Origin of the sequence: Pseudomonas sp. (assembly GCF_041601375.1) — a bacterium.
Taxonomy (GTDB): Bacteria; Pseudomonadota; Gammaproteobacteria; order Pseudomonadales; family Pseudomonadaceae; genus Aquipseudomonas.
In genome coordinates, this window is sequence record NZ_JBFIIG010000106.1 from 1 (window position 1) to 14539 (window position 14539).

At 62.9% G+C, this 14539-nt stretch carries 12 protein-coding genes; all 12 read left to right on the forward strand.

From position 1 onward, the window contains the following. Nucleotides 1-220, forward strand: a 220-nt coding sequence (locus tag ABZE94_RS14170; protein ID WP_372876155.1) for a phosphatidate cytidylyltransferase, incomplete at its 5' end; no start/stop codon positions are given. After that, complete coding sequence (gene ispC, locus ABZE94_RS14175) at nt 217-1404, forward strand: 1-deoxy-D-xylulose-5-phosphate reductoisomerase (RefSeq protein ID WP_372876156.1); 1188 nt, start codon at nt 217-219, stop codon at nt 1402-1404. The genes ABZE94_RS14170 and ispC, both read left to right, overlap by 4 nt. Nucleotides 1405-1491: 87 nt before the next feature. After that, nucleotides 1492-2844, forward strand: a complete 1353-nt coding sequence (rseP, locus tag ABZE94_RS14180) for an RIP metalloprotease RseP (protein WP_372876157.1) — start codon at nt 1492-1494, stop codon at nt 2842-2844. A gap of 91 nt (nt 2845-2935) precedes the next feature. Then, nucleotides 2936-5296 (forward strand): outer membrane protein assembly factor BamA, encoded by a 2361-nt coding sequence (bamA, locus tag ABZE94_RS14185; RefSeq protein WP_372876158.1) that lies wholly within the window; start codon nt 2936-2938, stop codon nt 5294-5296. A 47-nt stretch (nt 5297-5343) separates the two neighbouring features. Beyond that, on the forward strand, nt 5344-5847 hold the full coding sequence (locus ABZE94_RS14190; RefSeq protein WP_372876159.1) for an OmpH family outer membrane protein: 504 nt from the start codon (nt 5344-5346) through the stop codon (nt 5845-5847). A gap of 2 nt (nt 5848-5849) precedes the next feature. Further along, nucleotides 5850-6908: a UDP-3-O-(3-hydroxymyristoyl)glucosamine N-acyltransferase gene (lpxD, locus tag ABZE94_RS14195; protein WP_372876160.1), complete on the forward strand. Its 1059-nt coding sequence runs from the start codon at nt 5850-5852 to the stop codon at nt 6906-6908. 47 nt (nt 6909-6955) lie between these two features. Beyond that, the gene (gene fabZ, locus ABZE94_RS14200; protein WP_090500253.1) at nt 6956-7396 is read left to right on the forward strand and encodes a 3-hydroxyacyl-ACP dehydratase FabZ; all 441 of its coding nucleotides are present in this window, start codon (nt 6956-6958) and stop codon (nt 7394-7396) included. Next, the gene (lpxA, locus tag ABZE94_RS14205; protein ID WP_372876161.1) at nt 7393-8169 is read left to right on the forward strand and encodes an acyl-ACP--UDP-N-acetylglucosamine O-acyltransferase; all 777 of its coding nucleotides are present in this window, start codon (nt 7393-7395) and stop codon (nt 8167-8169) included. The genes fabZ and lpxA overlap by 4 nt, the downstream gene beginning before the upstream one ends. A gap of 3 nt (nt 8170-8172) precedes the next feature. Then, on the forward strand, nt 8173-9306 hold the full coding sequence (lpxB, locus tag ABZE94_RS14210) for a lipid-A-disaccharide synthase (RefSeq protein WP_372876162.1): 1134 nt from the start codon (nt 8173-8175) through the stop codon (nt 9304-9306). Next, nucleotides 9306-9902, forward strand: a complete 597-nt coding sequence (gene rnhB / locus ABZE94_RS14215) for a ribonuclease HII (protein WP_372876163.1) — start codon at nt 9306-9308, stop codon at nt 9900-9902. Before lpxB ends, rnhB begins: the two co-directional genes overlap by 1 nt. A gap of 116 nt (nt 9903-10018) precedes the next feature. Further along, complete coding sequence (gene dnaE, locus ABZE94_RS14220; protein WP_372876164.1) at nt 10019-13537, forward strand: DNA polymerase III subunit alpha; 3519 nt, start codon at nt 10019-10021, stop codon at nt 13535-13537. A 184-nt stretch (nt 13538-13721) separates the two neighbouring features. Next, the coding region (locus ABZE94_RS14225; protein ID WP_372876165.1) for an acetyl-CoA carboxylase carboxyltransferase subunit alpha at nt 13722-14539 on the forward strand (818 nt) is incomplete at its 3' end.

Sequence of the window (14539 nt, forward strand, 5' to 3'; positions counted from 1 at the left end):
CAGTGAATTGCTCCTGGTGCTGGCGGGTGCGGCGCTGGTGGTGTCGATTTCGGTGGTCGGCGATCTGACCGAGAGCATGTTCAAGCGGCAGGCCGGGCTCAAGGACAGCAGCAATCTGCTGCCGGGGCACGGCGGCGTGCTTGATCGGATCGACAGCCTGACCGCTGCCGTGCCGATGTTCGCCGCGCTGTTGTGGCTGGCCGATTGGGGTGTTATGTGAACCGCTTGCAGCAGATTACGGTGCTCGGGGCCACGGGATCCATCGGCCTCAGCACCCTGGATGTGATCGCCCGGCACCCCGAGCGTTATCAGGTGTTTGCCTTGTCCGGCTTCAGTCGCCTGGTTGAGCTGGAAGCGCTGTGCCTGATTTACCGGCCGCGCTACGCGGTGGTCCCGGATGAGCGCTCGGCGCGCCACCTGCAGGACGCATTGCGGGCCGCGGGTCTGGCGACGCGGGTGCTGTTCGGCGAAGGGGGGCTGTGCGAGGTGGCCGCCCATCCCGAGGTGGATGCGGTGATGGCGGCGATCGTCGGTGCGGCTGGGCTCAAGCCGACGCTGGCGGCAGTCGAGGCGGGCAAGAAGGTCCTGCTGGCCAACAAGGAGGCGCTGGTGATGTCCGGCGCTCTGTTTATCGAGGCGGTGCGGCGCAGTGGCGCGGTCTTGCTGCCCATCGACAGCGAACACAATGCGATCTTCCAGTGCCTGCCCGGCGATTATGCGCGCGGGTTGGAGCAGGTGGGCGTACGGCGGATTCTGCTGACCGCATCCGGCGGTCCGTTCCGCGAAACGCCGTTGGCGCAGTTGCACGAGGTCTCTCCCGAGCAAGCCTGCGCCCATCCCAATTGGTCGATGGGGCGCAAGATCTCGGTGGATTCGGCGAGCATGATGAACAAGGGCCTCGAACTGATCGAGGTCTGCTGGCTGTTCGACGCCAAGCCGGCGCAGGTCGAGGTGGTGATCCATCCGCAGAGCGTGATCCATTCGCTGGTCGATTATGTCGACGGTTCGGTGTTGGCCCAGTTGGGTAACCCGGACATGCGCACGCCGATCAGCCATGCCCTGGCCTGGCCGCAGCGCATCGATTCGGGCGTGGCGCCGCTGGATCTGTTCGCCATCGCCCGGCTGGATTTCCAGGCGCCGGACGAACAGCGCTTTCCCTGCCTGCGCCTGGCGCGCGAGGCGGCCGAGGCGGGCGGCAGCGTGCCGGCCATGCTCAATGCGGCCAATGAGGTGGCGGTGGCAGCCTTTCTCGAGCGGCGCATTCGCTTTCCCGAGATCGCGAGTATTATTGAGGCTGTGCTGAACGCCGAGCCGGGCGTTGCGGTCGAAAATGTGGAAGCAGTCCTGGCGGCGGATCGTCGCGCGCGTGAGCTCGCCGGGCAATGGCTGAGCCGACATGGCTGAGCGCGAGCACATATGGCTGAGCGCAAGCGCAACACCAGCGAGGTTCGCCATCCGTTACGAGCACAGCCCCAGTCGCGGAGAAGCTAGATGAGTGCGCTCTATATGATTGTCGGTACCCTGGTTGCACTCGGGGTGCTGGTTACTTTTCACGAGTTCGGTCACTTCTGGGTGGCGCGCCGCTGCGGGGTCAAGGTCCTGCGTTTTTCCGTGGGCTTCGGTACGCCGCTGCTGCGCTGGCATGATCGCCAGGGTACCGAATTCGTCATCGCCGCCATTCCCCTGGGTGGCTACGTCAAGATGCTCGATGAGCGCGAAGGCGATGTGCCGCCCGCGCAGCTCGAGCAATCGTTCAATCGCAAGAGCGTTCGCCAGCGTATCGCCATAGTGGCGGCGGGGCCGTTGGCCAACTTCCTGCTGGCCCTGGTGTTTTTCTGGGCGGTGGCGATGCTCGGCAGCCAGCAGGTGCGTCCGGTCATCGGCGCGGTGGAGGTCGGCAGCCTGGCGGCCGATGCCGGGCTGCAGGTGGGGCAGGAAATCGTCGCGGTGAATGGCGAGCCGACCACCGGCTGGGCGGCGGTCAACCTGCAGCTGGTGCGGCGCCTGGGTGAAACGGGCACCTTGAACGTGAATGTCCGCGATCAGGGGTCCACTGCCGCCAGCCCGCGGCAAGTCGAGCTGAAGGATTGGCTCCGGGGCGTCGAAGAACCCAATCCGATCGCCGCCCTGGGTATCCGTCCCTGGCGCCCGGCGCTGTTGCCGGTGCTGGCGCAGCTGGATCCGAAAGGCCCGGCGCAGGCTGCCGGATTGCAGGTCGGCGATCGCCTGCTGATGCTCGATGGCGAGCGGCTGGATGAGTGGCAGCAGCTGGTCGATCGCGTGCAGGTCATGCCGGGCGAACCGATCAATCTGGTCGTCGAGCGTGACGGCCAGGAGCTGCAGGTGGCCGTGACCCTGGCCGCGCGCGGTGAGGGTGAGGCCCGTAGTGGCTATCTGGGCGCCGGCGTCGCCGGAGTCGAGTGGCCGCCGGAAATGCTGCGTGAGGTCAGTTTCGGGCCGTTGGAGGCCGTGGCCGAGGGCTTTAGGCGCACCTGGACGATGAGCCTGCTGACCCTGGACTCCTTGAAGAAAATGCTGTTTGGCGAGCTCTCGGTAAAAAACTTGAGCGGGCCGATAACCATTGCTAAAGTGGCGGGCGCTTCGGCCGAGTCGGGTTTGGGAGATTTTCTCAACTTCCTCGCCTACTTGAGCATAAGCCTGGGGGTTCTCAATTTGTTGCCAATCCCTGTGCTGGATGGGGGGCATCTGCTGTATTACCTGGTCGAATGGGTGCGTGGTCGTCCACTGTCGGAGCGGGTGCAGGGTTGGGGGATGCAGATCGGTATCAGTTTGGTGGTCGGGGTGATGTTGTTGGCCTTGATCAACGACCTGGGGCGTCTGTAGATCGTTACCGGAATTAAAAAGCTACTGAATTACAAAACTGCCGCCTTGGGCGGCAGATTTTTTATCGTCAGTTGGAATAAGAAAGGACTTCATGAAACGTCTGCTGCTACCTGCGGTGCTTGCCGCATTGATGATCGCCGAAGTTCACGCCGAGTCCTTCACCATCTCCGATATTCGCGTCAATGGCCTGCAGCGTGTGTCTGCGGGCAGCGTATTCGGTGCCTTGCCGCTCAATGTCGGCGAAGAAGCCGATGATCGCGCGTTGGTTGAGGCGACTCGTGGCCTGTTCAAGACCGGTTTCTTCCAGGATATCCAGCTCGGTCGCGATGGTGACGTGCTGGTCATTACCGTGGTGGAGCGGCCGTCGATTTCCGGCATCGAGATCGAGGGTAACAAGGCCATCAGCAGCGAGGACCTGCTCAAAGGGCTGAATCAGTCCGGGCTGGCAGAGGGCGAGATCTTCCAGCGGGCGACGCTCGAAGGTGTGCGTAACGAACTGCAGCGCCAGTATGTGGCCCAGGGGCGTTACTCGGCCGAAATCGAAACCGAAGTGATCCCGCAGCCGCGTAACCGCGTGGCGCTGAAGATCAACATCAACGAAGGTACGGTCGCCGCCATCCAGCACATCAACGTGGTGGGCAACAGCGTCTTCGCCGACGAAGACCTGACCGACCTGTTCGAGCTGAAGACCAGCAACTGGCTGTCGTTCTTCAGGAACGACGACAAGTATGCCCGCGAGAAGCTCTCCGGCGACCTGGAGCGTCTGCGTTCCTACTACCTGGATCGCGGCTACATCAACATGGATATCTCCTCGACCCAGGTCTCCATTACCCCGGACAAGAAGCACGTCTACATCACCGTCAACGTCGACGAGGGCGAGAAGTACAGCGTGCGTGAGGTCAAGCTTTCCGGTGACCTGAAAGTGCCGGAAGAGGACATCAGGTCGCTGCTGCTGGTCAAGCAAGGTCAGGTGTTCTCGCGCAAGGTGATGACCACCACCTCGGAGCTGATCACCCGCCGTCTGGGTAACGAGGGCTACACCTTCGCCAACGTCAACGGCGTGCCCGAGGCCCACGACGAAGACAATACGGTCTCGATTACTTTCGTCATCGATCCGGGCAAGCGCGCCTACGTCAATCGCATCAACTTCCGTGGCAACACCAAGTCGGAAGACGAAGTGCTGCGCCGCGAGATGCGCCAGATCGAAGGCGGCTGGGCTTCGACCTACCTGATCGATCAGTCGAAAACCCGTCTGGAGCGCCTGGGCTTCTTCAAGGAAGTCAACGTCGAAACCCCGCAGGTACCCGGCACCGACGACCAGATCGACGTCAACTACAGCGTCGAAGAGCAGGCGTCCGGTTCGATCACCGCCAGCGTCGGTTTTGCCCAGAACGCCGGTTTGATCCTCGGCGGCTCGATCACCCAGAACAACTTCCTCGGCACGGGTAACAAGGTCAGCGTCGGCCTGACCCGCAGCGAGTACCAGGAACGCTACAACTTCGGATTCGTCGACCCCTACTGGACGGCCGATGGTGTCAGCCTGGGCTACAACGCCTTCTACCGCACCACCGACTACGACGAACTCGACACCGATGTCTCCAGCTACGCGGTGGACAGCTTCGGCGCCGGCGTTAGCATCGGTTACCCGATCAGCGAGACCTCGCGCCTGACCTACGGCCTGACCGCGCAGCAGGATGACATCAGCACCGGCGTGTTCACGGTCGACGAGATCTTCGATTTCATCGAGCAGGAGGGCGATAGCTACCTGAACCTCAAGGCCTCGGTGGGCTGGTCGGAATCGACCCTCAACCGCGGCGTGATGGCCACTCGCGGTCACTCGCAGAGTCTGGTGCTGGAAACCACGGTGCCGGGCAGCGACCTGTCGTTCTACAAGGTCGACTACCGTGGCCAGGTGTTCAAGCCGCTGAGCGACAGCTACAGCCTGCGTTTCCACACCCAGCTGGGCTATGGCGACAGCTACGGCTCGACCGAAGAGCTGCCGTTCTACGAGCATTACTACGCCGGCGGTTTCGGCTCGGTGCGCGGCTTCGAGGACAGCAGCCTGGGCCCGCGCAGCACCCCGAGCACGGGCGCCAATCCGGGCACTCAGCTCGATCCGGATCAGGATCCGCTGCCGTTCGGTGGTAATGTGCTGATCCAGGGCGGCGTCGAGCTGTTGTTCCCGATGCCGTTCGTCAAGGATCAGCGTTCGCTGCGTACCGCGCTGTTCTGGGATGTGGGTAATGTGTTCGACACCAACTGCAGTGCCACCCAGAAAGCCGTTAGTGACAGCTGTAGCCTGGACGCGGGCAGTCTCGCCAGTTCCGTGGGCGTGGGCCTGACCTGGATCACTGCGCTGGGTCCCTTGAGTTTCAGCCTGGCCATGCCGATCGTCAAACCGGACGATGCCGACACCCAGGTCTTCCAGTTCTCCCTCGGGCAGACGTTCTAAGCGTCTGATGACCGAACAACGACAACAGTTTTTGCAGGAGTTGCACCGTGCGTAAGTTGACTCATCTGGTTCTGTTAAGCGTGGCCTTGCTGGCGACCCCTGCATTCGCCGAAATGAAAATAGCGGTACTCAATTACCAAATGGCCCTGCTCGAGTCCGATGCGGCCAAGCGCTATGCGGTCGATGCCGAGAAGAAGTTCGGCCCGCAGCTGAGCAAGCTCAAGACCCTGGAAAGCGATGCCAAGCGCATTCAGGATCGCATCGTCAAAGATGGCGACAAGATGCAGACCGCCGAGCGTGAACGTCTCGAGCTGGAATTCAAGCAGAAAGCCCGCGACTTCCAGTTCCAGTCCAAGGAACTGAACGAGTCCAAGGCCGTTGCCGATCGCGAGATGCTGAAAAAGCTCAAGCCCAACCTGGATAAGGCCGTGGAAGAAGTGATCAAGAAAGGCAGCTTCGACCTGGTGCTCGAGCGCGGCGCGGTGATCGATGTCAAACCTCAGTTCGACATCACGCTGCAAGTCATCGAGCGCATGAATCAGCTGCGCTGATCATGACCGTTCCGGCTATTACCCTCGGCCAGCTGGCCGCGCGTCTGGGCGCCACCTTGCGTGGCGCCGCCGACAGAACGATCAGTGGTTTGGCCACCTTGCAGGAGGCTGGCCCCGATCAGCTGAGTTTTCTGGCTAATCCGCAATACCGCAAATACCTGGCCGATTGTCGTGCCGGCGCGGTCTTGCTGACCGCCGCCGATGCCGAGAGCTTCGGCGGTGATGCGCTGATCGTGGCCAATCCCTACCTGGCTTATGCGCAGCTCTCCCATCTGTTCGATCGCAAGCCACGGGCAGTGGCCGGTGTGCATGCAAGCGCATGGGTTGCCGATGATGCGCAGGTGGATGCCAGTGCCAGCATCGGTGCTTACGCGGTGATCGAGGGTGGCGCGCAGATCGGCGCCGGCGTGACGATCGGCGCACATTGCGTGATCGGTGCGCGTTCGCTGATCGGCGAGGGTGGCTGGCTCGCGCCGCGGGTTACCCTGTATCACGATGTGCGCATCGGCAAGCGGGTGGTAATCCAGTCCGGCGCGGTGATTGGCGGCGAGGGCTTCGGCTTCGCCAACGAGAAGGGTGTCTGGCAGAAGATTGCGCAACTCGGTGGGGTGGTGATCGGCGACGACGTCGAAATTGGCGCCAACACCACCATCGATCGCGGGGCACTGGCCGACACGCTGATCGGTAACGGGGTCAAGCTGGACAACCAGATCATGATCGCGCACAACGTGCAGGTCGGCGACAACACGGCCATGGCCGGTTGTGCGGGTATTTCCGGCAGCACCAAAATTGGCAAGAACTGTATGATCGCCGGCGGCGTCGGCATGGTCGGGCACATCGAAGTCTGCGACGGCGTCTTCGTCACGGGCATGACCATGGTGACCCGTTCAATCACCGAGCCGGGTTCTTATTCTTCCGGCACCGCCATGCAGCCTGCGGGCGAGTGGCGCAAGAGCGCGGCGCGCATTCGTCAGCTGGATGACATGGCGCGGCGCCTGCAACAGTTGGAAAAACAACTGGCGGCAGTGACCTCCAGCGGGAATGCCTCATCTGATGCCTGAGCCGGTTTTGCCGTGCTCTCCTCTTTTTATTACAGGCTTCTCTGGACATGATGGACATCAACGAAATACGTGAGTACTTGCCGCATCGTTACCCGTTCCTGCTGGTCGACCGGGTGGTGGATCTGGATGTAGAGGGCAAGTGCATTCGTGCCCACAAGAATGTCAGCATCAATGAGCCGTTCTTCAACGGGCACTTTCCCCAGCATCCGATCATGCCCGGCGTGCTGATCATCGAGGCCATGGCCCAGGCGGCCGGCATTCTCGGTTTCAAGATGATGGGCTTGAAGCCCACCGACGGTACCCTGTATTACTTCGTCGGCTCGGACAAACTGCGCTTTCGTCAGCCGGTGGTGCCGGGCGATCAATTGATCCTCGAGGCCCGCCACCTGAGCAACAAGCGCAGCATCTGGAAGTTCGAGTGCAGGGCCAGTGTCGACGGCAAGGAAGTATGTTCGGCTGAAATCATCTGTGCGGAACGCAAACTATGAGTTTGATTGACCCTCGCGCCATCATCGATCCCTCTGCCAAGCTGGCCGACGACGTCGTCGTCGGCCCTTGGTCGATCATTGGGCCCGATGTGGAAATAGGTGAGGGTAGCGTGCTTGGGCCCAATGTGATCATCAAGGGGCCAACCAGAATTGGTAAGCACAATCGCGTCTATCAGTTTTCCTCGCTGGGCGAGGACACTCCGGATCGCAAGTACAAGGGCGAGCCGACGCGGCTGGTGATTGGCGATCACAACATCATTCGCGAAGGTGTCACCATGCACCGGGGCACCATCCAGGACCGTGACGAGACCACCGTGGGCGACCACAACCTGATCATGGCCTATGCGCACATCGGCCATGACAGCGTGATCGGCAACCATTGCATCCTGGTCAATAACACCGCCCTGGCGGGCCACGTGCACATCGGCGACTGGGCGATCCTGTCCGGCTACACCCTGGTGCATCAGTTCTGCCATATCGGCGCGCACAGCTTTGCCGGCATGGGCAGCGCGATCGGCAAGGATGTGCCGGCCTATGTCACGGTTTCCGGCAATCCGGCGGAAGCGCGCAGCATGAATTTCGAAGGCCTGCGCCGTCGCGGCTTCAGCGCCGAGTCGATCCAGGCCCTGCGTCGTGCCTACAAGACCGTGTATCGCCAGGGCTTGACCATCGAAGAAGCCTTGGCGGAGCTGGCGGAACCTTCCCTGCAGTTTCCCGAGGTCGCGGTGTTCCGCGACTCGATCCAGGCGTCCAATCGCGGCATCACCCGCTAAGTTATGGCGGATCTATTGCGCGTCGCCCTGGTGGCTGGCGAAGCCTCCGGCGACATTCTCGGCGCCGGCCTGATGCAGGCCCTGAAGGCCCGTCATCCACAGATCGAATTCATCGGCGTCGGCGGCCCGCTCATGCAGGCCGAGGGCCTGAATGCCTATTTCCCCATGGAGCGTCTGGCGGTGATGGGCCTGGTCGAAGTGCTCGGTCGGCTGCCGGAGTTGCTGCTGCGGCGCAGACGCCTGATCAAGACCCTGATCGATGCCAAACCGGACGTGTTCATCGGCATCGATGCACCGGATTTCAACCTGGGCCTCGAGCTCAAATTGCGCCGTGCCGGGATCAAGACCGTGCACTACGTCAGCCCCTCCGTCTGGGCCTGGCGGCAGAAGCGCGTGTTGAAGATTCGGGATGCCTGCGACCTGATGCTCTGCCTGTTTCCTTTCGAGGCGCAGTTCTACGACGCCCATCAGGTGCCGGTGCGTTTCGTCGGTCATCCGCTGGCCGATGCGATCCCCCAGCAGGCCGACCGCGCGGCGGCGCGCGAGGCCCTGGACTTGCCGCAGGACAGTGCCGTGGTGGCCCTGTTGCCGGGCAGTCGGGGCGGCGAGGTGGGGCGTCTGGGTGCGCTGTTTCTCGATACCGCGGTGCGCTTGCGCACCCTGCGTCCGGGCATCCGTTTCGTCGTACCGTGCGCCAGCCCCGAGCGCCGCGTGCAGCTGGAGCAGATGCTGGTCGGGCGCGACCTGCCCCTGAGCCTGCTCGATAGTCGTTCCCACGATGCCCTGGCGGCCTGTGATGCGGTGCTCATCGCCTCGGGTACGGCCACCCTCGAAGCCTTGCTGTACAAGCGGCCAATGGTGGTGGCCTACAAGGTCGCGCCCCTGACCTATCGCATTCTCAAGCGTCTGGTCAGCAGCGCCTATATCTCGCTGCCCAATCTGCTGGCCGAGCGCTTGCTGGTGCCCGAGCTGATCCAGGATGCGGCGACCCCGGAAGCCTTGGCCCAGGCGTTGGCGCCGCTGCTCGATGACGGTGAAGTCCAGACCGAGGGTTTCGACGTGATTCATCGCTCCTTGCGCCGCGATGCCTCTGCCCAGGCGGCCGAGGCCGTGCTCAAGCTGATGGGGCAGGCCTGATGCAGTTGGGGCTGGATTTCAGTCAGGTGCAGGAGCTGGTCGCCGGCGTCGACGAGGTCGGCCGCGGCCCGTTGTGCGGCGCGGTGGTGACCGCGGCGGTGATTCTCGATCCGTTGCGGCCGATTCTGGGGCTCAACGATTCGAAGAAGCTCAGCGCGGCGCGGCGCGAGAAGCTTTTCGATGAAATCTGCGAGAAAGCCCTGGCCTGGTGCATCGCCCGCGCCGAGGTGGAGGAGATCGATCGCCTGAACATCCTCCACGCGACCATGCTGGCCATGCAGCGCGCGGTCGAAGGTTTGTCTGTCATGCCGCGGCTGGCGCTGATCGACGGCAATCGCTGTCCCGTCCTGCAGGTGCCGAGCGCGGCGGTGGTCAAGGGCGACAGCCAGGTCCCGGCGATCGCCGCCGCCTCGATTCTGGCCAAGGTCAGCCGCGATCGCGAGATGCAGTTGCTCGATATGCAGTACCCCGGCTACGGCATCGCCGGGCACAAGGGCTATCCCACTGCCGTGCATCTGGAGGCCCTGCGCCGCCTGGGCCCGACGCCGATCCATCGGCGCTCATTCGCGCCGGTGCGCGAGCTGCTGGAAAGCTAGGCCGCGGTCACCTGGCGGGTGCCTGTTTGACGCTTCTGGTCTAGTGCCTGCAGCTTGCCGCTGCGAAGGCTGTACAATCAGCCCCCTGTCGTTTTTGAGCTTTGTATAGGACTGCCATGACCGCTTCGTTCGTCCATCTGCGTCTGCACACCGAATTCTCCCTGGTCGACGGTCTGGTGCGGGTCAAGCCGCTGATCAAGGCCGTGGCGAGTGCGGGCATGCCGGCGGTGGCGGTCACCGACATGAGCAACATGTGTTCGCTGGTGAAGTTCTACAAGGCGGCCATGGGCGGCGGGATCAAGCCGATCTGCGGGGCGGATATCTGGCTCGCCAGCGTCGATGACGACGGTCCGCTTTCGCGCCTGACCCTGCTGGCGATGAACCCCAAGGGCTACCGCAATCTCACCGAACTGGTGTCCCGCGGCTGGACCGAGGGGCAAAGCAACGACCAGGTGATCATCCAGCGCGAGTGGGTCAAGGCCGCCGCCGAGGGCTTGATCGTCCTGTCCGGGGCGCGGGAAGGCGAGGTCGGTCAGGCCCTGTTGAATGGCGACCTGGCCGAGGCCGAAACCCTGTTGCGCGAGTGGCTGCAGGTGTTTCCGCAGCGCTTCTACCTGGAGGTGCAGCGCACCAACCGGGTCAACGACGAGGAATACCTGCACCTGGCGGTCGATCTGGCGGCCAGGGTCGGCGCGCCGCTGGTGGCGACCAACGATGTGCGTTTCCTCAAGCAGGACGACTTCGCCGCCCACGAGACCCGCGTGTGCATCGGCGAGGGCCGCAGCCTGGACGACCCACGGCGGCCGCGCACCTACTCCGATCAGCAGTACTTGAAGACCCCGCAAGAGATGGCCGAGCTGTTCAGCGACCTGCCGGAGGCGCTGGAAAACACCGTGGAGATCGCCCGGCGCTGCAATATCGAAGTGCAGATGGGCAAGTACTTCCTGCCCGATTTCCCGGTGCCGGCCGGCATGACCATGGACGAGTACTTCCGCCAGGTCTCCTTCGACGGCCTCGACGAGCGCCTGGAGGTGCTGCTGCCCAAGGACACCCCGGACTACGACGCGAAGAAGCAGGTCTACATCGACCGGCTGAATTTCGAGCTGGATATCATCATCCAGATGGGCTTCCCCGGTTACTTCCTGATCGTCATGGACTTCATCAAGTGGGCGAAGAGCAACGGCGTGCCGGTCGGCCCCGGCCGGGGTTCGGGTGCCGGCTCGCTGGTGGCCTACGTGCAGAAGATCACCGACCTCGATCCGCTGGCCTATGACCTGCTGTTCGAGCGCTTCCTCAACCCGGAACGGGTCTCGATGCCCGACTTCGACGTCGACTTCTGCATGGACGGGCGCGACCGGGTCATCGATTACGTGGCCGAGAAATACGGGCGCAATGCGGTCAGCCAGATCATCACCTTCGGCACCATGGCGGCCAAGGCAGTGGTGCGCGACGTGGCGCGGGCCCAGGGCAAGTCCTACGGCCTGGCCGATCGTCTGTCGAAGATGATCCCCTTCGAGGTCGGCATGACCCTGGAGAAGGCCTACGAGATGGAGGAACCGTTGCGCGACTTCCTCAAGGTCGACGAGGATGCCCGGGAAATCTGGGAAATGTCGCGCAAGCTCGAGGGCATCACCCGTGGCACCGGCAAGCACGCCGGTGGTGTGGTCATCGCGCCGACCAAGCTCACCGACTTCTCGCCGATCGCCTGCGATGACGAGGGCGGCGGCCTGGTCACCCAGTTCGACAAGGACGATGTGGAAACCGCGGGCCTGGTCAAGTTCGACTTCCTCGGCCTGCGCACCCTGACCATCATCAAGTGGGCGATGGAGACGATCAATCGCGAGCAGGCCGCGCAGGGCCTGCCGGACCTGAACATCGACTTCATCCCGCTGGATGACAAACCTACCTTCCAGATGCTGCAAAAGGCCGAGACCACCGCGGTGTTCCAGCTCGAGTCGCGCGGCATGAAGGAGCTGATCAAGAAGCTCAAGCCGGACTGCCTGGAAGACATGATCGCCCTGGTGGCACTGTTCCGTCCCGGCCCGCTGCAGTCGGGCATGGTCGACGACTTCATCAACCGCAAGCACGGCCGCGAGCCGATTTCCTATCCGCATCAGGACTACCAGTACGCCGGCCTGGAGCCTGTGCTCAAGCCCACCTACGGCATCATCCTGTACCAGGAACAGGTGATGCAGATCGCCCAGGTGATGGCCGGCTACACCCTCGGCGGGGCGGACATGCTGCGGCGCGCCATGGGCAAGAAGAAGCCCGAGGAGATGGCCAAGCAGCGTGGCGGCTTTATCGAGGGCTGCGCGAATAACGGCATCGATGGTGAACTGGCGGGCAACATCTTCGATCTGGTGGAGAAATTTGCCGGTTACGGCTTCAACAAGTCGCACTCGGCCGCTTATGGCCTGCTCTCTTACCAGACGGCCTGGCTCAAGGCGCACCATCCGGCCGCCTTCATGGCCGCGGTGCTGTCGGCGGATATGCACAACACCGACAAGGTCGTGACCCTGATCGAGGAATGCCGCAGCATGAAGCTGCGTCTCGATGCGCCGGATGTGAATATTTCCGAATTCAAGTTCACGGTTACCGACGGCGGCTGGATCGTCTACGGCCTGGGCGCGATCAAGGGCGTCGGCGAGGGGCCGGTCGAGGCCATCGTCGAGTCGCGCAAGGATGGCCCGTTCAAGGACCTGTTCGATTTCTGCTCGCGGGTCGACCTCAAGCGCATCAACAAGCGCACTCTGGACGCGCTGATCCGCGGCGGCGCCCTGGATCGTCTGGGACCGTATTTCCACGAGGAAATCAAAGCCTACAAGGCCAATATCGATCGCAATCGCGGGGTCCTGCTGGCGGCGATGGAGGAGGCGGTGCAGGCGGCCGAGCAGACCGCGCGCAGCCATGACAGCGGCCACATGGACCTGTTCGGCGGAGTCTTCGCCGATGCCGAGGCCGATGTCTATGCCAATCACCTGAAGGCCCGCGAACTGTCGCTCAAGGAGCGCCTGAAAGGCGAGAAGGACACCCTCGGCCTGTACCTGACCGGTCATCCGATCGACGAATACGAAGGCGAGGTGCGGCGTTTCGCCCGTCAGCGGATCGTCGACCTCAAGCCGGCGCGTGGCGATCAGACGGTTGCCGGCCTGATCGTCAACCTGCGGGTGATGAAGAACAAAAAGGGCGACAAGATGGGTTTCATCACCCTGGATGATCGCTCGGGTCGCATCGAGGCGTCGTTGTTCGCCGAGGCCTTTGCCAGCAATCAGGCGCTGCTGCAGAGCGACGCCCTGGTGGTGGTCGAAGGCGAGGTGAGCAACGATGATTTTTCCGGTGGCCTGCGCTTGCGGGCCAAGCGGGTGATGAGCCTGGAGGAGGCGCGGACCGGGCTGGCCGACAGCCTGCGCTTGAAGATTGCCGGCAGTGCCCTGAAGGGCGATCGACTGCGCTGGCTGGCGGATGTGTGCAAGCGCCACCGAGGCGCCTGCCCGATCACCCTGGAATACACCGGCGCGGATGCGCGGGCCATGTTGCAGTTTGGCGAGGGCTGGCGAATCGATCCGGCCGACAGCCTGATTCAGGCATTGCGTGACCAGTTCGGGCGAGACAACGTCTTTCTGCACTACCGCTGATTTGTGAGGCCCCGGCTTCATGGGGCGGATGCGGCACTCGTGGGTGGGATGTGAGGGGGTCGCCGGTTTCCGGTGACTTTTATCCCAACCCGAGTGTCGACCTGAATGCGCCTGTTCCTATAAGGTAGGCGCGAAATGGATACAGCTCCCCGGCCGCATGGCCGTCGACGCAAGACGGATGACTATGAACCCGAATTTTCTCGATTTCGAACAGCCGATCGCCGACCTGCAAGCCAAGATCGAAGAGCTTCGCCTGGTCGGTAACGACAACTCGTTGAACATCGGCGATGAGATCGCCCGCCTGCAGGACAAGAGCAGTGCGCTGACCGAAAGCATTTTCAGTAACCTGAGCAGCTGGCAGATCGCCAAGCTGGCTCGCCACCCCCAGCGCCCCTATACCCTCGACTACCTGCAGCACATCTTCACCGAGTTCGACGAGTTGCACGGCGATCGGCATTTCTCCGATGACCCGGCGATAGTCGGTGGTGTCGCGCGTCTGGACGGCGAGCCGGTGATGGTCATCGGTCATCAGAAGGGCCGTGAAGTGCGCGAGAAGGTCCGCCGCAATTTCGGCATGCCGCGCCCGGAAGGCTACCGCAAGGCCTGTCGCCTGATGGAAATGGCCGAGCGCTTCAAGATGCCGATCCTGTCCTTTATCGACACCCCGGGCGCCTACCCGGGGATCGACGCCGAAGAGCGTGGGCAGAGCGAGGCGATTGCCTGGAACCTGCGGGTGATGGCGCGTCTGAAGACCCCGATCATCGCCACCGTGATTGGTGAGGGTGGTTCCGGCGGTGCGCTGGCAATTGGCGTATGCGACCAGCTGAATATGCTGCAGTACGCCACCTACTCGGTGATTTCGCCGGAAGGCTGCGCCTCGATTCTGTGGAAAACCGCAGACAAGGCGCCGGATGCCGCGGAAGCCATGGGCATCACCGCCGAGCGCCTGAAGGGCCTGGGCATTGTCGATCAGGTGATTGGCGAGCCATTGGGCGGTGCCCA

Excerpts from the sequence above, each read along its gene's own strand:
- rseP (WP_372876157.1), top strand. The coding sequence starts at position 1,492 with ATGAGTGCGCTCTATATGATTGTCGGTACCCTGGTTGCACTCGGGGTG.
- bamA (WP_372876158.1), top strand. The coding sequence starts at position 2,936 with ATGAAACGTCTGCTGCTACCTGCGGTGCTTGCCGCATTGATGATCGCC.
- lpxD (WP_372876160.1), top strand. The coding sequence starts at position 5,850 with ATGACCGTTCCGGCTATTACCCTCGGCCAGCTGGCCGCGCGTCTGGGC.
- fabZ (WP_090500253.1), top strand. The coding sequence starts at position 6,956 with ATGATGGACATCAACGAAATACGTGAGTACTTGCCGCATCGTTACCCG.
- lpxA (WP_372876161.1), top strand. The coding sequence starts at position 7,393 with ATGAGTTTGATTGACCCTCGCGCCATCATCGATCCCTCTGCCAAGCTG.
- lpxB (WP_372876162.1), top strand. The coding sequence starts at position 8,173 with ATGGCGGATCTATTGCGCGTCGCCCTGGTGGCTGGCGAAGCCTCCGGC.
- rnhB (WP_372876163.1), top strand. The coding sequence starts at position 9,306 with ATGCAGTTGGGGCTGGATTTCAGTCAGGTGCAGGAGCTGGTCGCCGGC.
- dnaE (WP_372876164.1), top strand. The coding sequence starts at position 10,019 with ATGACCGCTTCGTTCGTCCATCTGCGTCTGCACACCGAATTCTCCCTG.